This window comes from Burkholderia aenigmatica (genome assembly GCF_902499175.1).
Classification (GTDB): domain Bacteria; phylum Pseudomonadota; class Gammaproteobacteria; order Burkholderiales; family Burkholderiaceae; genus Burkholderia; species Burkholderia aenigmatica.
Window position 1 is genome coordinate 30,818 of the sequence record NZ_CABVQC010000063.1, and the last position, 26,059, is coordinate 56,876.

Below are 26,059 nucleotides of genomic sequence, written 5' to 3' on the forward strand. Positions count from 1 at the left end.
ACGCGCACCTGTCGGTACGATTGCCCACGGCGTCGTGATTGCACCGGGATGCCCGGCACCGCACACATCACTCGTCAAAGCGACGATCACCGCGCCGGGCGTGCGTCGATGATCCGTTGCGACCGCAACGTGTCGCCCGTCACTCCACTCGGCGCAAGGCCCCGCGCTCCGCTTTCAGTGCATCACGCACCGCCTCGGTAACGCTACGCCAGTTACCGGGTGCCGCCTGACGAAAGGTCCGAATCTGCGGATACCAGGGCCCCGTATCGCCCTGCGCGCCCCAGCGCCACTCCGGCGCACCGAGCATGACCCACGCGGGCAGGCCCAGCGAGCCGGCCAGGTGCACGGGCGCCGAGCAGATCGAGAGGGTCAGGTCCAGGGATGCGGCAAATACCGCCGTATCGTAAAGATCGTTCCACTCATCGGATCGATTCAGGATAGACAGTCCGCTACGCGTCGCGAAGTCCGGCTCGAGCGGATGTTTCTGCAGCACGAACCAGTCGACGTTTTCAATCTCGGCCAACGGCTGGAGATCTTCAGGCGCAAGACTGCGAGCGCGCCCCGCAAAATAATTGGGTGACGTGTCCCAGCACAAGCCGATTCGCAGCCGATCGGATGCGCGACGGCGGTCATCCAGTGCCCTGGCGGCATCCGCGGCCTTCAGCTTGATATAGCCGTCCCGGTAGGTGGGTACCACCCCTTCGCTCGCGCCCAGTCTCGCGGGCAGCAAGTTTTCGAAGATCCAGTAGTCGTAGCTGCCCCAGGTCTCGACCGGCCAGGCGCTCAACAATTCATCGACGCCTTCGAGTTCGCGCAGCAGCTGCATCAATTCCGGCTTGACGCAGAGCGTGACATGGGCGCCCGCTGCCTTCAGGTCCCGGGCGTAACGTGCGTACATCAGGCAATCGCCAAGGCCGAGATGGCTGATCACCAGAATGCGCTTGCCTTCGAGAGACTGCCCGCGCCACAAGCGGTCGTGATGGGTGGTCAGGACACCGGGGCCGCTGCCGAGCGACGCAAGATCGGCCAGCATTTCATATCGGCGCCAGCCGGCCTTCTTGTCACCCAGCAGCAAGAGCAGATTCGCGAGGGGAAACAGGACGTCGCCTCGATAGGGATCGTGTTCGGCGGCCCGGTACAGATAGCCCAGGCTTTCTTCGAAGCGCCCCAGCAAGTAGAGCGAGATGCCGCCCTGCACGAGCGCGCCGATTTCCGTCGGGTACTGCTCCAGGATCGCGCGCGCGATGCGTACGGCACCTTCATGATCTTCGAGGAATCGATGACGTGCCCGCAACGCGATGGTCAGGTCGCCGAATTCGGCCGCCTTCAAGCCATGCCGGCGTGATGTATCGAAGTCGAGCATCTGAAAACTCGCATCGGCAAGCATCAGATGCAGCTCCGCATTGGACGGAAATGCGGCCAGGCCCTCTTTCAAACTGGCGATGGCGGCGGTGCGATCGTTCAGATGATTGAAGTAGATCAGCGCCCTTTCGCGCCACGGCACGGTCGACTCGGGTGTCGCGGCGATGGCGCGATCGCAAGCGTCGAGCGCCTTTTCTGTCTGCCCCTGACGCAAGAGTGCGTCCAGATAGGGTTTCAGAACGAGGTCGTGACGTGGATATTTTTCAAACAGGACCTGGAAAAGATCAACCGCCCGGTCGAACTGCCCGGCCGCCTCCGCGTCGCGCACCTGTGCAGCGACGCCATTGAAGTCCTCATCAAACGACATCCCGTTCCCCGATAGTAAGTTATGCGATGCGATAGCATCGATCTGTCCATCATGCTTCTGCCGCTACGCCACATTGCTCGACGCAACGCACGATTGCCAATCGGCGACACCAGTTCGGTGTGGCGGCGACTCGATCTCATGGGCCGACAAGGCCCGCACACCGGCTTTTTCCGCAGTTTTCGAATTTCGTTTGGCGGTGCGAGCGCCAGGTTTTACTGTGTCGCGCATTATCCAGCAGATTCTTTTTCCCCCAATATTCGTCGCGCCGGCGCATGTGGCGTGGTCAATCCGCGTTCGTCAGGTCGAGGGTGTCCGGCGGTAATCCGCTGGCATAGCGTTGCACGACGATGCGGTAAGCGTGCTCCAGATGATGCACGAAGCGACGCGTGTCGAAGAGCGGTGACCGATCCCGCGCGTCACGGAGCTTTTGCCTGATTGCGTCGAGCCTGCGCGGCGAACGTGCAAGATCCACTGCGCTGGCCTCATAAGCGTCGAGATCCGGCGCGATCAACTCCGGCAAACCGAGCGCCGCCAGCAGGCTCGCGCCATACCGGCTGGCAAACGTGTCGCCCGGCACCGTCAGTACCGGCAACCCGCACCAAAGCGCGCAGCTTGCCGTGGCCCCGGCGTTGAACGGAACGGTATCGAGGAAGAGATCGGCGCAGGCCTGCCGTGCGAAGTGTTCGGCCAACGGCACGCGTGGTGCAAAGACGATCCGGTCGGGATCGAGCCCGCGCGCGGCCGCTTCGCGCCGCACGTTGTCCTGTGCAATTCCGCTGTCTCGACAGTGGAGCCAGAGCACACTGCCGTCGACCGCCTTGAGGATGCTGACCCAGCGTTCGAACATGAACGGCAGCAGCTTCACGGGATCGTTGAAGCAGCTGAATACGAATCCGTGCGCCGGCAGCCCATAGGCCGAACGATCCAGCTGCCTGCCGGGCTGCTCGCGATGGCGATCGTTGGGCTGAAACGACCCCGGCAGGTAAATGACCTGCTCTGAATAAAAGTGCCGGTGCGTGCGCGGAATCACGACCTCGTCGGCGAGGATGTAATCGATATGGTCGGCGCCCGTGCTGGCGGGATAGCCCAGGTAGGCGATCTGTACCGGCGCGACGCGCGCCGCGAACACCGTCGGTCGCGCGCCCATGGTGTGTCCGTTCAGGTCGATGGCGATATTCAGCGTCTCGTTCAGCGCGGTGGCAACGATCTCGTCGGATGTCATGCCGTCGACATCGTGAAAGCGATCGAAGGCCGTTCGAGCCCGCATCTGTGCCGGGTCGCGCGGGTCGTTGAAGAACGAAAATGCATGGATCTCGAACTGCTCCCGATCGTGCAGCTCGAACACTTCCGCCATCAATTCCATCATCGGATGCGTGCGGAAGTCCGATGAAAAATAGCCGATGCGGATCTTTTCGCGCGGCATGCCTGCAGCCCGAAAGACCGAATGCGTTGCGGGCCTGGGAACGCGGTGGGCCACATAGATCCGGGCCGCATCCAGTTGCTGCTGCGGGTCGGCACATACGGCCAGGTAGCGAAACGGTTCGATGGTCGGGCGGCCCTCGGCCACCCGGGACGCGATGTCCTGCTGTAGCCCGTCAAGCCCGTCCCAGTCGAACGTGCGCAATTGTGCGGTCAACAACGCGCCCAGCACCCAGGGCTCGTCGGGATTGACCGCAACCGCACGTTTGTAGCGCCGGGCCGCTTCGTCGTAACGTGCCAATCGGTCGAGCATGACCGCACTGTTGTTGAGCGCCCTTGCGTCGTTCGGGTTCTGCGCCAGGATGCGTTCGCTCGTCTCCAGCGCAGCTTCATTGCACATGAGCCCGGCCAGTGCAGCGGTCCGGTTGTGCAGCAGTTCAATTCGGTCAGGATGGAATGCCAGCCCCCGGTCGCAGCATTCAAGACACAACTGAAACTGTTGCTTCAGCAACAACGCGTAAGCACGGGTGCATAGCGCACTCAACTGGGAAGGATCGAGTTGCAACGCCTGATCGGTCTGCTCGAGCGCTTCGTCGACGCGGCCAAGACCGTTGAGCGACTGCGCCCGATAGCCCAGCAGGTAGGCTCGAACGGACGGATCCGCCGCGGTTGAGAGCACCGCATCGTAATAGGCGACGGCCTCCGCCAAACGGCGCTGCTGACACAGCTGCAGGCCCTGCGAAAACTGCCGATCCAGTTCTTCCTGAGATGCCGCCGATACGCGCGACGCATTCCGTTCGTCACGCAGGTGCTCGAGCGTCCCCGCAACACGCTCGACGACATCGCTCCACTGCCCCGGTTCCGATTGACGGAACAGCCGCGTGCGCGGATACCACGGCGAATCGTCGCGATCCGCGAGCCAGCGCCAGCAGCCGTCGAAGCGCGACAGGATCCAGACCGGCTTGCCCAATGCGCCCGCCACATGCGCAACCGACGTATCGACGGTAATCACGAGATCCAGATGGGCGATGATCGCCGCCGTGTCTGCGAAGTCGCGCACGTGCGCCATCGGATCGACAGGACGCAGCGACGGCGGAATCGTGTCGATCTGCCGGCGGGTCGTTTCGCCTTTCTGCAAGCTCACGAAACTCACGCCCGGAATCTGCAGCAGCGGCAGATACGCGCTTGCCGGAAGCGAGCGCCGGCGATCCGTCGCGTGTGCCTGCGGCTGATCGGGGCGCGGATCGCCCGCCCAGACCAGCCCGACCTTCAGGCCGGCGGCCGGCACGCTGCTCCGCCAGTGCTCGACGAGCGGTGCCGGCACGTGCAGATAAGGCACCGTTGCAGGTATCGTGTCGAGCGTCGTGCCGCAGCGCAACGGAAGACTCATGATCGGGATGGCGTAATCGTGTGCCGGCAGCGTTGCCGCCTCGTCAATCCCGACGCAACGATCCACGCCATCGACCGTTGCGATCAAGCGCGTCAACGCGGCCGGACACACCACCGTCAACCTCGACACTCCGCGCTGCCTGAGCAGCGGCAGATAGCGCGCGAATTGCACGACATCGCCGAACCCCTGCTCGGGCCAGACGACCAGCGATTTTCCGTCGAGCGGTTCGCCCTGCCAGCGCGGCGCCGGCAGGCAGGCCAGAACGCGATACGACGAAGCGTCGCCCCAGTGCGAGGAGGGCTCGAAGCGCGCTTCGTAGTGCCGCCACCCGGCTTCGTACTGCCCCATTGCCAGCAGCACCAGACTCAGGTTGAACGTGGTCGGCACGCGGTCGTGATCGAGCGTCAGCGCGTGTCTCAACGCGGCGGCGGCCTCGTCCAGCCTGCCGACCTCATGCAGCAGTCGGCCCAGGTTGTTCCATACCTCCGCGAACGACGGATCGTGTGCGAGCACGTCGCGGTAACACGCTTCGGCCTCGCCGTATCGCTGCTGGGCGAACAGCACGTTGCCGAGGTTGCCTCGCGCCTCGCGCGCGTCGGGTTGCAGCGAAACCGCACGCCGGAAACAAGTCTCGGCTTCCGGCAACCGTCCGAGCGTGTGAAGCAGCGTGCCGAACCGGTTGAGCGTCGCGGGGGCATTCGGCTCGTGCACGAGCGATTCCCGATAATGCTGCTCCGCTTCGCCGGCTCGCCCGAGCACTTGAAGCAGCATCGCCAGATCGGCATGCACCACGGCGTCGCCCGGGCGGGCGCTCACCGCCTCGCGCAACGTGCGTTCGGCTTCGGCGTGACGGCCCGTGACCTGCAGCAGCAGGCCGAGCCTGCGCAACACCGGACCATGACCGGGATGCAACGTCAATACGCGGCGGTAGCAGGCCTCCGCTTCATCGAAGCGATGCCTGTCATGAAGCAGCAGGCCGAGATTGACGCACGCGTCCACGTTCTCGGGGTGAACCTCGATGGCTCGCCGGTAGCAATGCTCCGCCTCGCCGGCATTTCCTTCGTCTTCGAGCAGAATGCCGAGATTGTTCAGTGCCTCGGTGTGATCGGGGTAAAGCGCAATCGCCGCCCGGTAATGCCGCGCCGCATCCGCCGCCTGCCCGGCATGATGCGCGGCGACACCGGCTGAAAATTCCGCATTTGCCGCGCCGACGCGTGGCGCGTCGCTGCCCGTAACGTTGTGTTCGCTCATGTTCGACTGGATGGGTGACGCGTCGCCATTGCCATCGGTTCATTCGACCCGGTGCCCCGCTCCGGAACAAGCCCGGTAGATGCTTCGGAAACCGATCAGGGTCATATTTCGTGCCGGAACGGCAATGCTGCGACTGCGGCCATGCCGGAGCGCGGCATTCACGCACGCCACCGACGACAAGGTGCCCGATTATTATCACGGCGCGACATCCCGATGCAGCATAAAAATGCGTCGCTGCCCGCGACATTTGTTAAATAGCTTGAATGACCGTCAACGGGCCAATGATTTGCCGTACTATCCGGCCGTCATCCTGGCTGATGCCGAACACGGTCGACCGACCTCGGGCAACGGCCGTGGTTTTTATTTTCGGGAGCTCGAGCCGGGCGCCGATTTCATTCGAACGCTAGGACCGATCATGTTTCAGTCCCCCGGAGATTCCTTCGTCAATGGTTCGTTGCTGGGCCTGTGCGTCGAGGTTCCGCTTGCCGCGATCGTTTCGCTGGCGATGCACGGCGTCGACTGGAACGGACAGCGCATCGCGATGCTCATCGCCACGCCGGTCCTGCTCGCGTGCATCGCCCTGCTGACCCGGCCGGTCGCATTCAGCACGGTATGGAAGCACAAACGCTCGCCGTTCGAGCTCGACGACAATGTGCGCGCGTCGATTTACGGCCGACTCTGCGGGATTGTGATCGGCGTCGTGTTCGGCATCATGGTGGCGACGACGTTCGCCTGATCCGGTCACGCAGGCATTTACGGCGAGGCTCACGCCGCGCGTGAAGCCTGGTTCGCGGACGGATAGCCGCGCTTTCGACAGCGCGTGTTCGCCCGAATTTCCCGCTTACCTGAGCGTCTTCTCGTGGCTTCCGATCACGTCGCCGCCAGCAGCGCGTTGAACGACGTATCCCAGAGCGGCGCGACATTGGCCGGCCCATCCAGCACACCGATCCGCGCAAACACATCCGCGACCTGCTGATGCTGCGCCACCACGTCGGGCGTGACCGGCAGCAGCGCATAGTCTTCGCTGCGCTGGTCGAACATCGCGACGAGATCGGCAACCGGCACGCGCGTCTCGCGGTTCTGCGCGAGCGCATGGTCGCGGACATGCCCGTTCGCCCACGCATACGCGCGCCGAAACCGCAGCAGCAGATCGCCCGTCGCCGCACGACGGCGCGCATCGTCGAGCGTGCGCGGGTTCGCATAGACCGGAAAATTGCCCGACAGATAGCCGTTCCCCGTCTTCAGTACCCGCGCACCGTAGCGATTGCGCGCGAGCTGGCCGTTGTAGCCGTAGATCGCCCATGCGTCGATATCGCCGCGGTCGTAGGCGGATAACCCGTCGGTCGGCGACAGGTTGATCGGCTGGATGTCGTCGAAGCCCAGGCCAGCCTCCGTGAGCTGGCGATACAGGAAGTAGTGCGATGTCGTTGCACGCACGTACCCGACGCGCTTGCCCTTCAGATCCGCAATGCTGTGGATCGACGTATCCTTGCGCGCGAGCGTGACCTGGTTGTTGAGGTCTTCGCGCACGCGGGTGATGAGCCGGACGTTGGCCTTCTGGCGCGCAGCGAACACGGCCGGAATTTCGCTACCCGAACCGATGTCGAGCGCATCCGCATTGAGCGCCTCGATGTGCAGTACGCCGTTGTTCAGCTCGCGCCAGTCGATCCGATAAGGCGTGTCGGCCAGCCCGGCCGCCTGCAGCAGCGCGCGCCAGCCGCCCTTGTAGGTCGCGACGCGCAACGTGGTACCGGCGAGATCGGGAGTGACGGCGGCCGCCGCGAATGCGCCCTTCGCGGCGAACGGGGCCGCCACGACCGCGGTGCCGGCCAGCAGCAAACGGCGGCGTGCCGCCGAAATGGACGACATCGGATACTCCTGTGTGTCGGTCGATCGGATGGGACGTGAAAACCGCCGCGTCAATGCAGCGCTGGAAATCCGTGGCGCTCGGCCAGCAGCTCGAGGATGCGGCGCGCGTCGGTGACGAAGCGCACGTCGCCGAGCGTCTGTGCGTCGTCCGGTGCCGGCTGATCGCGGCCGAGCACGAGGACCGGCAGCCCCTGGTGCGCATCGTCGAGCGCGTCGATCACCGCGTGCCGCGGCCGCTCGAAGCCGACGCGTTTCACGTCGATGCGGCCTGCGCGATCCGGCGTGCTCGCGAGCAGCCCCTCGATCGACAGCCCATGCGGACAGACGAAGCGCCGGCCCGGATGCTTCGGATCGGCAAAGCCCGGCTCCAGCAAAAACAGCACATCGCGACTCATGTGAAACGGCTCCCGTGTTCGTTGTTCAGCCGGGACGAACGCGCGCTTGCGCACCCTTCGGTTCCCGGAGCATGCCGGCACGAGGCCGGATGCCCGACTCTACCGTTACCCGTCTCACGGCCCTACCAACGTTTTGCGGAATCGATATGCGGATGCACGTAGCGCATCGGCCACCCGCCGCACAGCGTGCGTTGCATAAAAACATCGTGTGCCGGTCCAGATGTATTGCGGATATCGAACCATTTCATCGATCGATATGACGACGCCCGTGCGTTTCCGGCGCTCGACGTTCGCCGTTCGCGCGACGCGGCCGCCGCAGCAGGGGTACCGGACGCAATCGCGACGCCCATGCCGGGCTAGCGGCAACGCACATTGCAAATCGGCCGCGCCGCGATTTACAAACCACGGATCGGCCGTTCGCCGGCGCGACCGTCGTCCATAGCATCGTGATCCTCGCAGACGTACCCATAAAAACAGAGGATAGTCATGATCAAAAAATCGGTAGTCCTGGGTTTGGTTTCGATCGCTTCGGTCAGCGCGCAGGCGCAGAGTTCGGTCACGTTGTACGGCGTCGTCGATGCCGGTTTCGCTTATACGAACAATCAGGGCGGCGCGAGCAACATCCAGCAGACGAGCGGCAAGCTGAGCGGCAGCCGCTGGGGCCTGAAAGGCGTGGAAGATCTCGGCGGCGGCCTGAAGGCGGTCTTCACGCTCGAAAGCGGCTTCCGGCCAAGCGACGGCGGGCTCGGCCAGGGTGGCCGCCTGTTCGGGCGCTCCGCGTACGTGGGTCTGGCCAAGTCGGGCATCGGCACGCTCACCTTCGGCCGCCAGTACGAGCCGATCACCGACCTGGTCGCGCAGTACTCGGGGTCCGGCTTCTGGTCGCCGGCCACGCATGTGGGCGACAACGACAACATGAACCAGAGCTTCCGGCTCAACAACGCGGTGAAGTTCCGCAGCGACACGATCGCCGGCTTCACGGCCGACCTGCTCTATGCGTTCAGCAACCAGGCCAACGGCGGCGCGGGCACCGGGTTCTCGAACAACAACGCGTGGGGCGCGTCGGCGAACTACGTGAACGGCCCGTTATCGGTGGGCGCCGGCTATGTGCGCTTCAATCATCCGAATTCGACGTCGAATACCAGCGGCGCCGTGGGCGGCGCGACCTCGACCACCGGCAACGACTACAGCGGCGCGTTCTTCTACGGACTGAACGGCGGCGTGCGCAAGCAGCAGATCGGCGTGGTGGGCGCGAACTACGCGCTCGGCCGGGCGACGCTCGGCTTCGCGTGGAGCCACACGCAGCTCGACTATCTCGACGGCTCGTCGCGCAAGTTCAACAACTACGACGTGAACGCGCGTTACCAGATCACGCCGGCGGCCACGCTGATCGGCGTCTATACGTTCACCGACGGGCGCGCGAGCGGCCTGCCGGGCACCGGCGGCCAGACGCTGAAGCCGCGCTGGCACCAGTTCACGCTCGGATTCGACTATGCGTTGTCGAAGCGCACCGACCTCTACCTGTCCGGCATCTACCAGCTCGCGGCCGGCGATCCGAGCACGGCAACGGCGGGCGGTTATCGCACGATCGCTGCGATCTCGAACATCGGCAGCGCGTCGTCGACCAACCGCCAGGTCGCGCTCGTCAGCGGGCTGCGCGTGAAGTTCTGACGGTATGCGCATCGGGCACGGCGCAGCATGGTGCGATAAGCAAAGCGGGAATCGTTGTTTGCCGCGCCGTGCCCGGTTGTCGAGAATGGGCGTTTCCCCGCGTGCGGTACGCGTTTGACCATGATCGACGCTTGTTTTCCTCTCCGCGCACCGCTCAGCAACCGGCGGGCGGTACTACGCCGGCTCGGCAGCGAATGGGCGGCAGCGATGCTGACTGCCGGCGGTGCGCTCGCGAGCCAGCCGCCCGCCCTGCTCTATCTACTCGACGTGCCGCGGTGGACGTGCGCGCCCGCGCCACCCTACGGCGTACCGGGGCCGCACGAACGCGACGCGATCCGTCGCAGCGCCCATCGTTGTCGTCCGGTGCGTAGCCAACCCGCAAGGAAGCCCTCATGAGCGTCACCTCCCTCGCCACGCTGGTCGCGCCGACGCCGTTCGTCGACGTTCGCTCGCCGGCGGATTTCCCCGACAGCCCGGTGTCGCGCGTCCTCGCTCAGCCGTTGATGCTCGGGCTGTTCCTGCCGATCCAGGCCGGCGGCTGGAGCGCGTCGACGCTGCCGCGCACGACCGACTGGACGTTCGACTACAACGCCGACCTGGTCGCGCGCGCGGAGGCGCTCGGCTTCGATCTCGTGTTCGCGCTGTCGCAGTGGCTGCCGAAAGGCGGCTACGGCGGCGTGTTCGACGGCCACGCGCTCGACTCGTTCATGACGCTGGCCGCGCTGACCGCGCGTACCGAACGGATCATCCTCGTCGCGACGAGCCACGTGCTCTACGGGCCGTGGCATCCGCTGCATTTCGCGAAATTCACCTCGACGCTCGATCACATCTCGCGCGGGCGCTGGGGCATCAACGTCGTGACCGGCCACCGCGCGGTCGAGCACGAGATGTTCGGCTGGAACCGGATCGAGCACGACCGGCGTTACGACATGGCCGCCGAGTTTCTCGATGCGGTCCAGCAGTTGTGGGCGCAACCGGACAATTTCAGCTACACGCCCGCGCTGTCGAGCTGGCGGCTGGGCGGTGCATTCGTGACGCCGAAGCCGTGCCATGGCCGCCCGCTGCTGATCAACGCGACGGGCTCCGACGCGGGCATCGACTTCGCGGCACGCTATTCGGACATCGTGTTCGTCACGAGCCCGGCCGGCCCCGACGCCGAACGCGCGCTCGATGCGCTGCCCGCGCATACCGCACGCGTGAAGGCCGCCGCCGCGGCGCGCGGCCGCACGATCCGGACGCTGCTCAACCCGCTCGTGATCTGCCGCGAAACGGCGGCCGAAGCGCGCGCGTACCGCGACGCGATCGTCGCGCATGCGGACGAAGGCAGCTTCCACCGCTTCGACAGCGATGCCCATGCCTGGCGCGGCGGATTCGAGCAGCGCTCGCAGGCCGCGGCGCGCGCGATCGGCGGCAATATCTCGATCACGGGCTCGCCGGACGAAGTCGCCGATACCATCGTGCGACTGCACCGTGCAGGCATCGACGGCATCCAGTTGAGCTTCTACGACTTCAAGCCCGATCTCGACTTCTTCGGCGAGCGCGTGCTGCCGCTGCTGCGCGACGCCGGCCTGCGGCGCTGACGTCAGGAAGGCGGGGCGGCGCGCGCCGGCACGGCTAGGTCAGAACACCCGGCCTTCCGTCAGGTGCGTCGTCACGCCGTTCAGCTCGTAGTCGCCGATCACGCGCGCCTTGTGCAGCAGCGGGTTGTGACTGAAGATCGTGCGCAGGTTGCGCCAGTGCCGGTCGAGGTTGTGTTCGCGCGCCGTCGCCGATGCGCCGCCGACTTCGAACAGCCGCTCCGCCGCATGCAGCGCAAGCTTGCTGACGATGAGCTGCGTGCGCGCCGTGGCGAGCGCACTGTCGAGCACCAGCGCGTGCGCATCGGCATCGCCGGCTTCGATCGCGTCGGCGGAGCGGTCGAGCGCTCGCGCGTTTTCGCGGACGAGCCCGTCGATCGCGTGGCTGTGCGCGGACAGCTCGCCGACGACCTGCTGGATGAATTGATCGTCGCGCGCGGTCGGCGCCGGGCTGTGCAGCGCCGGGCGGCCGTGCGCGAGCACGTAGCGGCGCGCATCGGCGACCACGTTGCGCACGATGCCCGCGCCGGTCGCGACGAGATGCAGTTGCCGCAGCGCGCCGCAATGGCGTCCGACGAGCGTCGAGCCGTCGCGCGCGGCCACTTCATCCGCGAACACCTGCACGTCGTCGAGCAGCAGGCTGCCGCTCGCGGTCATGCGCTGGCCCATGCCGTCCCAGTCGTCGAGCACCTGCACGCCGTCGCGCGCGACCGGAATGATCACGGCGACTGCGTCGCCCTGTTCGTTTTCCACATTGACGCGTGCGAAGTCGGCAAACGCGGTGCCGGTCGAGTAGTATTTGCGGCCCGTCACGCGATAGTGATCGCCGTCCCGGCGCAGCACGGCGGTGTTCTCGCCGGGCCGCGACGTGCCGCGTTCGGTCGACGCGCCGCCGAAGATCGCGCCGGCCCGCGCACGTTCGAGCTGCACGTCGTTGAACGGCGTGCGCGGCGACAGCCGCAGCGTCTCGGTCTGGTCGTAGTGGATCCGCAGCGCGTGCGCGAGATTCGAATCGGCGGCGGCCAGCGTCGCAATCGTGTCGAACAGATCGACGAGCGTGCCGCCGAGGCCGCCGCGTGCGACCGGAATCCGCAGCACGCCCAGCGCCGAGCGGCGGAAGATCGCGAAACCCTCGAACGGCAGCTCGCGCCGCGCCTCGCGTGGCGCGGCATCCTGTCCGATCGCATTCGCGAGATCGGGCAGCGCGGCGAGCGCGGCGCGCAACGCGGCGCGCGGATCGACGGCATCACGGGCAGTCATTCGGCAGGTCCTTGTTCGAGAAGATCGGGCGCTGCGTCGCGCGATCGCGGCATTCGCGAACCGCCGCATGCGCAGCATCGCAAAGTATAGGGACGCGCCCGGCGCGCGCGAAAAACCGATTTCAGCTTTTGTTATGCGTGTGCCGGGAATGGTCGTGCACCGTCGCGTCATGGTCGGATGCGCCGGCGCTGGCGCTGCGCGGTCGCGCGTGTCGAATACGAACCGGGCCGATCGCGGCCGTCGCGACGCCGTCGACGGGGCGGGTACGTGCATCGCGTCGTCCGGATACCGGATGTCGATCAGCCCGTGCTCGTCGCGGATGCGTATCGGTGGCACGACCTCCACGCTCGCGCGGCCGGCGCCTTCGCACACGGCCGAGTGCGGGCCACATCGGCCTTGACGGCGGGCGGCCGGATGGCATTGGCCGCGATCGAGATCGAGATCGGATGGGTCGGGCTCGACGTGGTCAGCATGACGTGCATCGCGTACCAGCCGCCGTCCAGCCCCACGAATGAATGTCCCGAACAGGGGAACGTGCGTTTCCGCCCGCATTGCGGCGTCGTTCGTCGCTTGTCCCCCAAGGGGACTTCCTTCGGGGCGTTTGGCACGGCCAAACGGCGCTCCTCACTTCTTGCACTGCGAGCGGAAAGGCACCTTCGCAAGCCCGTTATTAGCGTGAACAGGCCCTAGGCGAGCACGTCGAGCAGACGTGCCCGCCCGGGCCTCCCGGCAATCATGGCACCCGCGGCCGCGTATCCTGCCGCGTTACTGCTTGCTGCACAGCCCCATCACGAAGAAGCCGGAGCCGTTCGGCTCATCCAGCCAGTACATCGTCGAATGGTTGACCGGCAGCAGCACCGTCGTTTCCTTTTCCTTCGCGAGCTGGATCTGGGCGGCGATCAGCCCGTCGATCCCCTGGGCGACGATCGGGTCGCTCTGGGTACGCGCGGCGGTATCGAGGTCGAACGCCGCGTTGAAGTAGAGCGGGGTCTTCGTCTGGCCGTCCGGGCTCACCATCTGCGTGCCGCTGATCGTCGACTGGACCACGTCGGCCTTGCCCGTCAGACGGTTGCCGACGGTGGTGTCGGGCTCGACACACACCCACTGGCCGTCATAGGCGCCACTCGCGAGCGTGCGCGTCGTCGTGAGCACCATCGAGCCGGTACGCGGGGTGCCCTCGGGCGACGTGCCGAAGCGGTCGACCAGCAACGTCACGTTGCCGCCCTGCCGCGTGACGAATGCACGTCCGTTGATTTTCCCGCCCACCATCATGTCGAACGCGCCGGGATACGTCGCCTGGTCCGGATCCGGCACGAACGTCGCGGTATCGACGAGTGCCGCCCCGGTATCCGTGTCCAGGTTCGTGCAGGTATCGGCATACGGCTTGCCGAAGCAGAAGCGGGCGCTGCCGTCCGCGTTGATCCGAACCTGCCCGGCCTCCGGCTCCTGCGTGCCGACCGGCACGCCGTCCTGGCGGCGATCCCCGGCCAGCGACACGAAGCTGTACGCGCCGGCCAGCGACGCGACATCGGTCACGCCGTTGTTCGTCAGTGCGAGTTGCCCCTGCAGCAAGCCGCCGCCGCCGAGCAGGTTCGGCACGTTGGACAACGAGCCACTCAACAGGCCCGCGCCGTTGTCGTCCTTCGTCAGCGCAAGCGACAGCGACAACGCGGCGATCTGATCGGGAGACAGCGTCACGCCCGGGCCCGCAGCCAGGTTCGACACCACGAACTGTCCGTTGCCCGCGGTCCGGTAGGTGCCGATTACCTGGCCGGCCAGGCCGAATTGCGAGTTGACGAACGTCAGCGTCAACTGGCCGGCAGCCGGCCGATCGACGTCGATGCGGATCGTGTCGCCGAATCCGACCGTGCCGACATAGCTCGAACCGGACGCGAGCGGCGTCACGGCCGCGCTGGTGGCGCCCGACCCGTTCGTCCCGCCGGGGCTGGTCGTGGCCGTCGGGCTGCCCGAGTCGCCGCCGCCGCCGCCGCATGCGGCGAGCAGGATCGATACGCTGGCGCTGATGCCGAAAACGAGGAGTTTGGAAGATTTCATGGTTTTAATGGGAAGGTGACAATTGGACAGACTCGATGAACAGGTCGATGCCGGCGCGCCGCTCAGGCCGGCGAGCCGGCATCGAACGCGCGAAAACGCGCGCGCAGCAGCGGATGCGCGTCGACCATCCGCGCGCAGAGCTCCGGGAAGCGCCGCAGAAACGGAATCAGGGCCGTGTCGTCGCGGGAAAACATGCCCTGGTTCGTCGGGCAATCCAGCACGACCTTGGTCTGGCCGTCGCTGATCTCGATGCGCGGCCAGGCAAGACAGATGAAGCATCCGCCGATGAATATGTTGGTATCCGAATGAAATTCGCGCGGAACGGACTTCATGATGAATTGCAGTGCCCTGGATTCCATGGATGGTCGCAGCCTGTCAGTGACTCGTCCGATTCGCACGCACTCGTCGAATGCATGCGGCATCGACGCTCCGTTCGGGCGTCTTGCCTGTCTATTCGGATCGCCACGGCATTTGTTCGGTCGATGAGCACTTTTTTTTCGTGTCACGCCCAACCGACGACGTCGCGTTGAATGCCATGACACTACCTTTTGGGTTGCATTGAAACTTATTGAGACCTGTCTGTCAACAAGTAGCAATGCGACTATTCAGGTCGTGTCATGAGGTGAGCACATGGACCAAGAAGAAGCACAGGCCCTGGCGGAGTGCGTCGGGCGCGCGATTGCCCGCAAACGGGTGGAAGCCGGCCTGACCCAGGAACAGGTGGCCGAGCAGTTGTCGCTCGGGCGGGAGGCGATCGCGCGGATCGAGCGTGGCACGTCGATTCCGACCATCGTGCGCCTCGCCGAATTCGCGGCGCTGTTCGGCTGCGCGACCGAGGAATTGCTGACGGGGGCGTCACCGAGAATCGACGATCAGACGTTGGCGATCATGCGCAACCTGCGCGAATTGGCGCCGCGCGACCGGCAGATGCTGGTCGAATGGGTGGAAACGTTTGCACAACGCCTGCGCCGCCATCGCGACTGACCACGTGCCGCGCCGGCAGGGCTATTGCGCCGGGGAGCGCCCGGCGCGATGGCCGGCATCCCGCAGCATCAGGTTCAGCGCATCCGACCAGTTCTGCACGTCGTTGCCCTGCCCGCGTTCCGCCCGCAACTGCGCGAGATCGAGCTTGGCGCGCACGACGTCCTGCGCCGCCGCACGCGCCAACCATTTCTCGGCTTCGCCGTAGTCGCGCGCGACCAGCTTGCCCTCGAAATAGGTTTCGCCGAGAAGCGTCTGCGCGATCGGGTAATTCATCTGCGCCGCACGCCGGTAATACGCGAGTGCCGCGCGCGGATCGCGGCGCGTGCCGAATCCGCCCTCGGCAATCCTGCCGAGCGTGGTCAACGCGGCCGCGTCATTCGAGCGTGCCCGCAACGCGCGGATCGACGCACCGTCCGCGTGCTGCGCGGCGGCTTCGATCCGGTGCTCCGCGTCGGTCCACGAGTCCTGCTGCCGCTGGGCATCCGCTTCGATGCGCGCAGCCGCGGATCCGGGTGCGGCAGCGGCCGGCCACACCGGCTCCCCGCCGGCCCCGCGCACCGCGCCACGCTGCGCCGGCGGCGCAACGGCGGGCCGCGCGGCGGCGGTTCCCGGCTGCGCGATCGTCAGGTCGCCGATCAGGCCGCTTGCGATCCACGGACGTTGCTGCCCCTGGGTCACGTCGCTGACCTGTTGCTGCGTATGCTCGAGCGCCTGCTTGAGCGTCGCGCCGGGAGCGGCAAGATAGGTCGCCAGGTAGTACGCGAACGGCCCGTTGTCGACCGGCTGACCGAACGTCCGCATCGAATCGTAGGCGGCAGCCTGGTCGGCGGTCGAATACGCGATCAGCTCGCCGCGCGCCGCCGGATCGCGCTTGAGCGACTGGCCGGCACGGCCGCGGGACGGCACGCGACACGCGTCGATCAGCGCGACAAACGCGTCGGGCCGCGACGCCTTCACCTGCGCGCGCACCGCGTTGAATCGAATGCCCCGTTGCAGCAGCGTGGCACGCGTCATTGCCGCGATCGGGATGCCGGTCTTGACCGGTACGAGAAAATTGTCGCCGCCGGATTCAAAGCCGTGACCCGCGTAGTAAAAAATCGCGACCTGTGCGCCACGCGCGCGCGTGGCAAGCCAGTCGACCGACGCGTTGAACTCGTCGCGGGTCAGGTCGGTGCCGATCCGCGTTTCGAATCCAAGCTGCGTGAAGGTCCGGCCGATCAGCGCCGCGTCGTTGGCCGGCGAACCCAGCCGGTCGGCGCCGTCATAAGCGGCATTGCCGATCACGAGCGCGACTTTCGCCCCGGTCGCGCGGCCCCCGTCGATCGTTGTGCCGGCCCATCCGGCCCGGGACTGCAACGATGCAACCACCAGAACGGCAACGCACGCGCATGCGCGGCCCGATCGCAAGAAAAACATCCGCCCGTTTCCCCGTTGTTGTTTTGGAGCGTCATTCCGAATATCGGAACGGCACCGGTTGACCAACGTCATTCCGGCCGAAGAATACGGCAATTGCACAATGCAATGTCGATCGGTTTGGTTGAAACCGGCATGACCGGCCAGAGCAATCCAGCTGCGGCACACCGAGCGGGGCGCCGCCTGGTCGAATGAAGGATTTCAGTGCGGCCGCATGCGAACCGGACGCCAAATCCGGCCCGTATTCGCGTGCAATGAGATGTTCGATGACAAAATTTGCGGATGGCGAAACTTCATAATTTCAGTGTAGTATCCGCTGCAGAAGACCATTAGTAATAGCAATCGAAATAATGAAAGCAGTTTGTCAGTTTAAAGCTGACGACTAAAGCGGGGAAAGCGTGAATTCGCCATTCAAATCCGGGGCATTCAGATTCGTTACGTCGTACGCGTCCATTCGTGTCGACGAGACCTCCTCTTCTCCTTACCGACCCAATCACGACTGATATTCCGCGCTAAGCGCGCCGCGCCGTTCATTTGCGTGACGAGCGGCCGGTGCAGCGCGACGCCGTGGTTCGGACCAGGTTGCGCATACCCGCGCGGCGTCGTCATGCCGATCGACGAAAAGAAGAGGATTACTTATTTATGACGCAATGTACGCACTGCGAGAGCGAACTGCCGGACGGCCTGAAGTTCTGCATCAAATGCGGCACCCCCGTCGCAGCCGCTCAGCCCCGGATCGAGGCCGCCGCCCCCCCCTGCCGGCGCTGCCACACCGAACTGACGCCGAACCAGCGTTTCTGCAACAAGTGCGGGACGCCGGTCGCAACGGCGAACGACGTCGACGTGATCGATGTCGAGTTGCCCGCACCGCCTGTCGAGCCGGTACGGGCACCTGAGCCGGTTCAGCCGTCCGGACAGGTCGCTGCCGAAACGGCGCGCGGGATTCCGCACGGCGCCGCCGAGGTGTCCAGCACGCACGTGGCGCCCGTCGTCGAACCCGCGGAGGCGGATGTTGCCGTGGATGACGCGCCCCCCGTCACGGACATTGCCGAAACGGCATCGAACCAGGTGAGCGCGCCGGTGTCATCGCCCGAACCTGCGATGCCCGCCGCGCGTGCGGCCGAGGCCGACGATCGCGACGCTGCAACCGGCACGTCGCATGCGACGCCGGCCGTCGCGGATCCGCAGCCCGCGAGTGTGACCGCAGCAGCGATCGCCGAAGCGGCTGTCGAGCGTCACGACGTATCCCGCGACGTACCGGATGTGGACGCCCCGCCGGCGTCGGCTGCGGACGTGCCCGATACCGCCGTCGCACACGCCGGCGAATCCGATCCTCCCGTCTCCGTGGTCGAGGAAACGATCGTGCTGCCCGCGTCCGCGCAACCCGAGCGACCGGCATCCGGCGCGGCACCGCAACCGGTCCCGCCGGCCGCCCCGACGAACCGCGACACGTCGGCCACGCCCAAGATCATCGCGGCCGGTGTCGCACTCGTCGTCGCCTGCGCAGGCGGCGCATTCTGGTGGCATGGCCGCCATGCGAGCACGCCGTCCGCCCCCGAACCTGCCGCCGCGTCCGCGGTTCCGGCCGTGACGGCCGACGCCGCCTCGGGTCTCGCGGCATCGGGTTCGCTCGCCGCCAGCGCGGTCGGTGCAACGGCTTCGACCGACGTTCCGGCATCCGCACCGATCAATGCGGCCGCGATCAACGCAGCCGCGCTCGCCGCCAGCGCGACCGCGCCCGCCTCGACGCCGGCCGTCGTCACGAATGCGGCGCCGGTCGCCTTGCCCGCGACGCCGCCAGCGTCGAATGCGCCGCCGGCATCCGTGAATGCGCAGCAAACGTCGCCGTTTGCAAACTTGCAGGACAACGCGCCCGCGCCGTCCGAACCCTCAGCCATTGCCGCTGCGCCGCACGTCAAGCCGCGCCCGACGCCGCCCGCCCGCACGGCCGCCGCAACGGCGCCGGCCTCGCCCGCGATCGACGGCCTGCTGAAACGCGCGCAGGGCGACCTGTCGCGCGGCCAGTACGACAAGGCGATCGCGACAGCGGAAAGCGTCCTTGCGCTCGAGCCCGGCAACCGTCCGGCGAAGACGCTCATCGACAAGGCGAAGGCGCGGCAGATGGATGCCTTGCGCAACAACAGCACACTTGAATAAAGCGCCGGAGAAGACCGACATGACAATCCAGAAAACCCTCGCCGCGGCCTGCGCGGTCACCTTGCTCGCCAGCGGCTGCGCTTCCCAGAACGGGGCCGGCGGGATCTCGTCCGAATCCGTGCTGCGCTGTACGGCGCTCGGCGCCGGCGGCGCGATCGTCGGCGCGCTGATCGGCGGCACCAAGGGCGCGATCGGCGGCGCGGTCGCCGGGCTCGCCGCGTGCGCCGTGATCGAAGTGGCGACGCGGCAGACGAAGACGGCCGCCGAAGTCGATCGCGATTACCGCGCGAGCAATCGCAACAACCTGCCGCCGTACGCGAAGATCGACGCCTACAACACGGTCGTGACGCCGCGCTCCGCCGTCAAGGCCGGCGATCCGATCAAGCTGGAATCGCAGATTCGCGCGGTGTCCGGTACGAACGAGCCCGTCCAGGAGGTCAAGGAAGTCGTGACCGTCTACGCGCCGTCGGGCGAGCAGTTCAAGCGCGGCGAAAAGGTCGTCAACGCGACGCCGGGCAGCGGCGAATTCGACAACAGCTTCACGCTGAAACTGCCGTCGGGCGCGCCGCAAGGCACGTACACGCTCAAGAGCCAGGTCTACCTGAACGGCAAGCCCGGCACGATCCGGCAGTCGAACATCCAGCTCGCGCAGGTCGACGGCGTCACCGTCGTCGCGCTGCTCGACGCCCCCGCCGCACACTGACCGGCCCGTCCTCGCAAGGAGATCAACGATGTCAACGCTCGATCACGCACCCGAGGCGGGTAAGTTCGGCCTGCTGCGCGCCGCCGAGGCGGTCACGAACTGGCGCGCGCTCGCCATGTGCGCTTTCGCGATCGTCGCCAGCATGCTGATGGGCATGCTCACGATCCAGGTCCTCCGTCACAGCCCGGTGCTCGGCCTGCTGTTCGTCATCGCGACCTTCGCCACCGCGCTCATCGGCTATTCCGCGGTCGGTATCGTGCTGATGCGCGATGCGCAGGGCGAATCGGTCGGGTTCGTCGATGCGGTGCTGCAGGCGACGTTCACCGCCCACCGCCTCCTCGGGATCGGCGTGCTGCTCGCCGTCGGCTGGATCCTGCTGCTGCTCGCGCTGCTGATCGTGTTCCTGGTCTGCAAGATCCCGGGCCTCGGCCCGCTGCTGTATGCGATCGCGTATCCGCTCGCGGCAATCGTCGCGGGCGCGATCTTCGCCGGCATGTGGTACGTCGGCTATCCGCTCGCCGCCCCCGCCATCTGGCAGGGCAACACGACGCTGCAGACCGCCGCGCGCCTGCTGCATATCGGCCGCCGCCAGCTGCTGGGCGTGATCGTCAGGATGTTCGGGCTGCTGCTGCTCGTCGGCGTGCTGTCGGCGGTCGTGTTCGGCATCCTCGGCACGGGCGCCGCGATCGCATCGTCGATCTCCGCGGCGACCGGCACCAGCCCGTTGGGCGGCTTGCTGGGCATGCTCGGCGGCATGGGCGGCCTGGGTGGCCTCGGCGGGTTCGGCCGCCACGCCGGCGCGTACGGCATGGGCGCCTACGGTCTCGGCGCGGATGCCGCGGGTGGCGGTTTCGGCGGGATGGGTGGCATGGGCGGGTTCGACTACCGCAGCATGGCCTACCTGGGCGCGTACGGCTTCGGCAACGGCCTGCTGTTCGCGATCGGTCTCGTGATTCCGTTCCTGACGTTTGTCAACGGCACGTGCCTCATCTACCTGCAGACGGTCAGCGGCGTCGACTTCTCCGCGACGGAAGAAAAGCTGAGCCAGCACGTCGCAGACGCGAAACGTCATGCCGAACAGGCACGCGAGCGCGCCGCCGATCGCCTCGCGAAAGCACGCGACGCACACACCGCCAGCACCGCCGGCGCGGCGGGCGCCGCTCCGCTGACGTCGCCGGGAACGGCGTCGCCGGCCGCGGACGATGCCACAGCGTGTGCGCAATGCCACAAGCCCATGGCCGCCGACGACCTGTTCTGCGGCGAATGCGGTGCGCGCCGTTCCGCATGACGGCCGCGTGACGGCCTGCCGGCGTACCGCCTTCCGGGCGGGTCTGCCGCAGGCCTCGATCGCGGGCGAACAAATTGCACACTCACGCGAATGAAGAGACGAACGGCGCGCTGCACATGGCCACCCATGCCGGCGCCCTTTCGTCCACTTTCGGAGAACCCCATGTTCCGTCGCCCTCTGCTCACCCTCTTCGCCGCCGCGCTGGCGGCGCTTCCGCTTCTGTCGGCCCATGCGCAGATCCCGCCCGACGTGCGTGCGCGCTATGAAGCGACGACGAGCCGCTTCAGCCACCCCGACGGGCTGCGCCCCGAGGCCGACCAGGCCTACACCGTTTCCGCCTTTCCGGGCATCTACGCGATCCGCGTGTCGAAAACCGGCAACGCACCGCCGCCGCTCGTCGGCATGCCCGTGATGTTCTTCGACAGCGACGCATCGTGGCTGCTGTCGCCGTTGGGCGACGACACGTCGAGCCCGTACTACCAGCACTGGCGCGTCGCGAACGTGAAGCACTGGAAGGGCTGGGAGAACGTCGCGCAGGATTCTCCGCTCGTCCAGCAACTGTTGCGCTCGATGCCCGTCGACAAGCTGATGCACCAGGGCGCCGACGCCCCCGTGTTCGTCTACCTGGCCGCCCCGGACTGCCCGTATTGCCGGCGCGACCAGGCCGCGATGGAGCGCAGCCCGTACAGCTTCGCGATCCTGCCGATCACGCTCGACCCGACGCGGATGCCGGTCGTCGAGCATCTCGCCTGCGCCGACGATCCGCTCGGGGACTGGAACAAGCTGATGCGCACCGGGCGCGGCAGCACCGCGCCGTGCAGCCGCTTCGACCGCGCGGCATGGTGGGACCTGAACCAGCTGTTCTTCCCGCGCTCGTCGACACCCGCGTTCCTGTTTGCCGACGGCACCGTGATTCGCGGCAACGTCGACGCCGCGATGCGCAAGGCCGCGGACATGAAGGCGCGCGGCCTCGTATTCCAGTGATTTGCCCGGCCGGCCCGCGAGGCCGGCCCCGTCATCCTCCCTCTTCGGAATCCGCCATGTCCAACAAACCGGTTCCCTTGACACCCCAGGAAGTCGACGCGCTCGTCGCACGCTTCAAGGACGTCGATACCGTTCAGAAGCTCGATCTCGCCGCGAAGCAGGCGGCCACGCTCGCACCGCGCCTGCGCCTGCGCGACCTGAAGACCGTGGCCGGCGTGATGCAGCGCGTGCAGACGGACATCGAGACCGGGATCGGACAGCTCAAGCAGAAGCTGCGCGCGACGAGCGACGCGATGCGGGTCCAGCGTGCGAACCTGCGCCGCGATGCCGCGCAAGAATCGGGGCCGCTGCTCGACACGTTGCGTGCGGCGTCCGCCGCGGTCGATCCGGCCGAAACGCTCGGCTGGGACGATCCCGCGTGGGACGCCAGCGATCCGGCCGCGCTGCACGCCGCCTATGCGGCCGGCCGGCCGTTGCCGGACCGCCTGTACGCCGGAACGATCGGCGTGCGCACCGCGAGCGGCCTCGTGACGATTCCCGCCTTCGTGCCGTTCATCGGCCGGCAACGCATCGTCACGCTGCGCAGCGACAAGCCGGAGAGCCGGCTCGCGATGCTGCAGCTGCTCGGCGCACTCGCGTTGCGGATCCACCTGACGCTGCCGAAGATGGCGGAATTCGTGTTCCTGGATCCGCACAACAGCGGCAACACGTTCCGGTGGGCCAACAGTTTCGCGAAAGCGGAGAAGACCCGCGACCTGCATCGCAGGCTCGACGCGATCGAGGCGGAATTCGGGCGCATCAGCAGCCAGTACCTCGACCACAAGGTCTCGTCGTTCGACCAGCTTGCCCCGTCGGTGCGGCAGCGGGAGAAGCTGCAGATCGTCTGCGTGGCCGACTTCCCGCGCGGCTTCGACGAGGTCACGGCCGCCAAGCTGCTGCGCTTCGCGCGCAACGGGATGGCGAACGGAACGTACTTCCTGATCCACTTCGACGAAACGGCGCCGATGCCGCGCGACATCGACCTCGGCCAGTATCCGCTGTGGGCGCCCCAGCAGCCCGCGACGCTCGGCGCGCGCATCGGCGAAGGCGCGCCGGACGTGCTGCCGACGCCCGCGCGGCTGGAAAGCCTGCTGTCGCGCGCGGCCGCGTTCGAACCGGAGCGCGCGGTGCTCGACATCAGCGCGAGCGGCATCGGCGCAACGGACAGCTGGTGGAGCGAAGACGCCACGTGGCACGTCAGCGCCCAGATCGGCCACCGCGGCCAGTCGGATCCGTTGACCGTGATGTTCGGCGAGAGCCGCGAGTCGTTCTCGATCCACGGCGTGCTGAGCGCGACCTCGGGCGCCGGCAAGTCCACCCTGCTCCATGTCCTGATCACGACGCTCGCGTGCCGCTATTCGCCTCGCGAGCTGCGCTTCTACCTGGTCGACGGCAAGAACGGCGTGGAATTCGCGCCGTACCGTTCGCTGCCGCACGCGGCCGTGATCTCGCTGAATACGCCGCCGGACCTGTCCCGCAGCCTGCTGGTCGATCTCATCGAGGAAATGGAGCGGCGCAACGCGCTGTTCCGTGCGCACGGCGTCGACGGCTACCGCGCGTTCCGCGAGCGCTTCCCGAACGAGACGCTGCCGCGCCTGATGCTCGTGATCGACGAGTACCAGGAAGTCGTCGAGAAGGATCCGGACGGCGACGGCTCCCGCCGCCTCATCGAGCTCGCCGCGAAGGGGCGCAGCGCGGGGATTCACCTGTTCTGCGCATCGCAGCAGTTCGCGCCGCGCGAGATGATCGGCGCACGCGAGTTCATGAACAACATCCACCTGCGCATCGCGATGAAAGCGACCGCCGGCTCGACGGGCGGCATCACGGAATTCGACGCCGAAGGCCGGCAGATGATCGAGAGCCTCACCGCCGCCGGGCAGGTGCTCGTCAACGCGGAAAGCGGCCGTGCCGGCCACAACGTACAGGGGCAAGTCGCGCTGCTCGATCGCGCGACGCGCGACGACCTGATCGGCAAGCTGCGCGAGAAGGCCGCGCAGGCAGGCATCGACGCCGTGTGCGTGACGCTCGACGGTGTCGAGCAGCCGGTGTTCCTCGAGACGCCGGCGATCGCGCGGCTGCTGGCCGGCGCACCGCCCGACGACGACGCACTCGCGCACCTGGCGGCGACGCCCGAACGCCAGGGCGGCTTCGGCCTGCCGGGATGGCATCCGGTCGATCGTCCGGTGCCGGTCTGGCTCGGCCGCGCGCTCGATGTCCATTCGTATGCGGCGTTCGCGCTGCGGCGCGCCGACGACGAAAACGTGCTGATCGTCGGCCAGAACGCGAACGCGCGGGTCGGCATGATGCTCGCGACCGCCCTGTCGGCACTCGCCGCGCGCGGCCGCGCGGATGTCGGCATCGGGGTCGTCGACAACGGCCTCGCGCCGGTGTGGCGCGCATTGCGCGACACGGTTTGCGCGCCGGCCGGCATCGAATTCGACAGCGGCGAAGACGAAGCGGGCACGCTCGCGCTGTTGCAGCGCTGGGCCGATGAAGCCGCGCGCCGTGCGTCGCTCGATCACGAGGGCCAGCACCGCGAACCGACCCGCCTGCTGTTCGTGCCGGATCCGTTGCGCACGGCGGGACTCGTCAGCAATCGCAGCGAGCAATGGGGCTTCGAACCGTCCGATGCGGGTCGTGTGCTCGCGCAGATCATGCAGAACGGGCCGCGCGTGGGGCTGCACGTCGTGATGGCGATCGAACAGCGGCGCGCGTTCGAGCGCGTGTTCGACATCCGGCGCCAGCTCGACCTGTTCGGCCATCAGGTGCTGATGCAGATGTCGGCCGACGAATCGCTCAAGCTGATGGGCCGTCCGGACGCGCACGCGCTGCAAAGCGCCGGCGATCGTCCGGTGATGGCCCTGCATCACGCGCGCGGTGCCGGCACGTCGACCGTCTTCAAGACCTACATGAGCGGCGACGCGCCCGCCGTTTCGCCGCGTGAAAACCTGTCCGGCGCGCTCGGCGCATTCGCCGCGGCGCTGGCACTCGATCGCACGGAGGAACCCGCGTGATGGACGGTCCGATCGCCGAATGGCTCACGCAGATCGAACGCGCGCGGCGTCAGCTCGACAACGCGGCATCGGTCATGCATCACCTGCGCCGCGAGCTCGACCAGGCGCTGTCGCGCGCGCTTGCGTCGGCCGACCCGGACGACTCGTCGCGGCCACAGCTGCAGCGGCTGTGCGACACCGCGGCGGGACCGCTGCGGCAACGCGAACAGCGGCTCGCCGATGCGCTCGACGACACCGCGCTGCGCCTGCGGCGCTACCTGGGAGGAAACGGATGACGACCTCATCGGACGACACGCCGCAGCGCGTGGCCGACGCCAGCATCCGGCGCGATATCGCGCGGCTGCGCGCGTGCGCGGACGATCTGTCGCGAACGGTCGCGCACATGACGTCCACGATTCCCGACGACAGCGTCGCACCGATTGCGCATGCCGCGCATTTCTGGGGCCGCGAGGTCGACGAATGGCTGCGCGCGATGGATACGTGGCTCGCCAGTATCCCCGCGGCGGCCGAGCCGCGCACGCACGAGGGCGAATCGCATGAGTGACACTGGCTTCGGGCCCGCGCTGCTCGTGCGCGTCATCGAGGACCTGCTGTACGACCTGCGCAAATGGCGCGGCTCGATCGACGGCACGCGCGACGGGATCGTGAAAGGCACCAGCACGTTGCATACGTCCCACGCGCGAATGCGCGACCGGATCGCCGACGGCAACGCGGGCTTCGACGACGATGTGCGCGCGGTCGCCCAGGCCGCGTCGCGCGATACGGAACGGACGACCGGCGAAGCCGCGTTGCGCGTGCGCGTCGAGGACGCGCAGGCCCGCACCACGGCCGGCGTCGCAGCGGCGCAGGCGGCGCTCGCCA

Annotated in this window: 20 protein-coding genes; 12 read left to right on the forward strand and 8 right to left on the reverse strand. The window is 67.1% G+C overall.

The annotated features are described in order from the left end of the window. Nucleotides 1-139: 139 nt before the first annotated feature. Both BDO18943_RS32910 and BDO18943_RS32915 read right to left on the reverse strand, forming a co-directional pair. On the reverse strand, nucleotides 140-1,729 hold the full coding sequence (locus BDO18943_RS32910; RefSeq protein WP_175025577.1) for a tetratricopeptide repeat protein: 1,590 nt from the start codon (nucleotides 1,727-1,729) through the stop codon (nucleotides 140-142). A 283-nt stretch (nucleotides 1,730-2,012) separates the two neighbouring features. After that, nucleotides 2,013-5,789, reverse strand: coding sequence for an O-linked N-acetylglucosamine transferase family protein (locus BDO18943_RS32915; protein ID WP_175025578.1), 3,777 nt, complete (start codon nucleotides 5,787-5,789; stop codon nucleotides 2,013-2,015). A gap of 124 nt (nucleotides 5,790-5,913) precedes the next feature. Here BDO18943_RS32915 and BDO18943_RS42810 point away from each other — a divergent pair, with 124 nt between their 5' ends. Next, nucleotides 5,914-6,525: a hypothetical protein gene (locus BDO18943_RS42810; RefSeq protein ID WP_235996253.1), complete on the forward strand. Its 612-nt coding sequence runs from the start codon at nucleotides 5,914-5,916 to the stop codon at nucleotides 6,523-6,525. Between the two features lie 134 nt (nucleotides 6,526-6,659). Here the strand turns inward: BDO18943_RS42810 and BDO18943_RS32925 are convergent, their stop codons facing one another. Both BDO18943_RS32925 and BDO18943_RS32930 read right to left on the reverse strand, forming a co-directional pair. After that, nucleotides 6,660-7,658, reverse strand: coding sequence for an ABC transporter substrate-binding protein (locus BDO18943_RS32925; RefSeq protein WP_175025579.1), 999 nt, complete (start codon nucleotides 7,656-7,658; stop codon nucleotides 6,660-6,662). A 50-nt stretch (nucleotides 7,659-7,708) separates the two neighbouring features. Further along, entirely contained in the window at nucleotides 7,709-8,053 is a 345-nt protein-coding gene (locus BDO18943_RS32930; protein WP_175025580.1) for a DUF3088 domain-containing protein, read from the reverse strand. A gap of 486 nt (nucleotides 8,054-8,539) precedes the next feature. On the opposite strand from BDO18943_RS32930, the gene BDO18943_RS32935 reads away from it, so the two are divergent. After that, on the forward strand, nucleotides 8,540-9,724 hold the full coding sequence (locus BDO18943_RS32935; RefSeq protein ID WP_175025581.1) for a porin: 1,185 nt from the start codon (nucleotides 8,540-8,542) through the stop codon (nucleotides 9,722-9,724). A gap of 392 nt (nucleotides 9,725-10,116) precedes the next feature. Continuing rightward, a complete protein-coding gene (locus BDO18943_RS32940; RefSeq protein WP_175025582.1) occupies nucleotides 10,117-11,304 on the forward strand; it encodes an LLM class flavin-dependent oxidoreductase in 1,188 nt (395 codons plus the stop codon). A 39-nt stretch (nucleotides 11,305-11,343) separates the two neighbouring features. Here the strand turns inward: BDO18943_RS32940 and BDO18943_RS32945 are convergent, their stop codons facing one another. The 3 genes from BDO18943_RS32945 to BDO18943_RS32955 form a co-directional block, all read right to left on the reverse strand. After that, nucleotides 11,344-12,561: an acyl-CoA dehydrogenase family protein gene (locus tag BDO18943_RS32945; protein WP_175025583.1), complete on the reverse strand. Its 1,218-nt coding sequence runs from the start codon at nucleotides 12,559-12,561 to the stop codon at nucleotides 11,344-11,346. Between the two features lie 765 nt (nucleotides 12,562-13,326). Continuing rightward, the gene (locus BDO18943_RS32950) at nucleotides 13,327-14,616 is read right to left on the reverse strand and encodes a hypothetical protein (protein WP_175025584.1); all 1,290 of its coding nucleotides are present in this window, start codon (nucleotides 14,614-14,616) and stop codon (nucleotides 13,327-13,329) included. A gap of 62 nt (nucleotides 14,617-14,678) precedes the next feature. Then, the gene (locus BDO18943_RS32955) at nucleotides 14,679-14,948 is read right to left on the reverse strand and encodes a hypothetical protein (RefSeq protein WP_059888641.1); all 270 of its coding nucleotides are present in this window, start codon (nucleotides 14,946-14,948) and stop codon (nucleotides 14,679-14,681) included. 298 nt (nucleotides 14,949-15,246) lie between these two features. On the opposite strand from BDO18943_RS32955, the gene BDO18943_RS32960 reads away from it, so the two are divergent. Next, on the forward strand, nucleotides 15,247-15,600 hold the full coding sequence (locus tag BDO18943_RS32960; RefSeq protein WP_175025586.1) for a helix-turn-helix domain-containing protein: 354 nt from the start codon (nucleotides 15,247-15,249) through the stop codon (nucleotides 15,598-15,600). A 21-nt stretch (nucleotides 15,601-15,621) separates the two neighbouring features. On the opposite strand, the gene BDO18943_RS32965 is transcribed toward BDO18943_RS32960, so the two are convergent. Next, nucleotides 15,622-17,016, reverse strand: coding sequence for a caspase family protein (locus BDO18943_RS32965; RefSeq protein ID WP_175025587.1), 1,395 nt, complete (start codon nucleotides 17,014-17,016; stop codon nucleotides 15,622-15,624). A 639-nt stretch (nucleotides 17,017-17,655) separates the two neighbouring features. On the opposite strand from BDO18943_RS32965, the gene BDO18943_RS32970 reads away from it, so the two are divergent. From BDO18943_RS32970 to BDO18943_RS33005, 8 genes are all read left to right on the forward strand, one after another. Continuing rightward, nucleotides 17,656-19,170 (forward strand): zinc ribbon domain-containing protein, encoded by a 1,515-nt coding sequence (locus tag BDO18943_RS32970; protein ID WP_175025588.1) that lies wholly within the window; start codon nucleotides 17,656-17,658, stop codon nucleotides 19,168-19,170. A 19-nt stretch (nucleotides 19,171-19,189) separates the two neighbouring features. After that, complete coding sequence (locus BDO18943_RS32975) at nucleotides 19,190-19,873, forward strand: hypothetical protein (protein ID WP_226112300.1); 684 nt, start codon at nucleotides 19,190-19,192, stop codon at nucleotides 19,871-19,873. 28 nt (nucleotides 19,874-19,901) lie between these two features. After that, on the forward strand, nucleotides 19,902-21,161 hold the full coding sequence (locus tag BDO18943_RS32980) for a zinc ribbon domain-containing protein (protein WP_175025589.1): 1,260 nt from the start codon (nucleotides 19,902-19,904) through the stop codon (nucleotides 21,159-21,161). Between the two features lie 162 nt (nucleotides 21,162-21,323). Further along, complete coding sequence (locus BDO18943_RS32985) at nucleotides 21,324-22,145, forward strand: thioredoxin fold domain-containing protein (protein WP_175025590.1); 822 nt, start codon at nucleotides 21,324-21,326, stop codon at nucleotides 22,143-22,145. 56 nt (nucleotides 22,146-22,201) lie between these two features. Then, nucleotides 22,202-25,198, forward strand: coding sequence for an FtsK/SpoIIIE domain-containing protein (locus tag BDO18943_RS32990; RefSeq protein WP_175025591.1), 2,997 nt, complete (start codon nucleotides 22,202-22,204; stop codon nucleotides 25,196-25,198). Then, the gene (locus BDO18943_RS32995) at nucleotides 25,198-25,473 is read left to right on the forward strand and encodes a hypothetical protein (RefSeq protein ID WP_175025592.1); all 276 of its coding nucleotides are present in this window, start codon (nucleotides 25,198-25,200) and stop codon (nucleotides 25,471-25,473) included. The genes BDO18943_RS32990 and BDO18943_RS32995 overlap by 1 nt, the downstream gene beginning before the upstream one ends. Further along, nucleotides 25,470-25,742, forward strand: a complete 273-nt coding sequence (locus BDO18943_RS33000) for a hypothetical protein (protein ID WP_175025593.1) — start codon at nucleotides 25,470-25,472, stop codon at nucleotides 25,740-25,742. Before BDO18943_RS32995 ends, BDO18943_RS33000 begins: the two co-directional genes overlap by 4 nt. Next, the coding region (locus BDO18943_RS33005) for a hypothetical protein (protein ID WP_175025594.1) at nucleotides 25,735-26,059 on the forward strand (325 nt) is incomplete at its 3' end. The genes BDO18943_RS33000 and BDO18943_RS33005, both read left to right, overlap by 8 nt.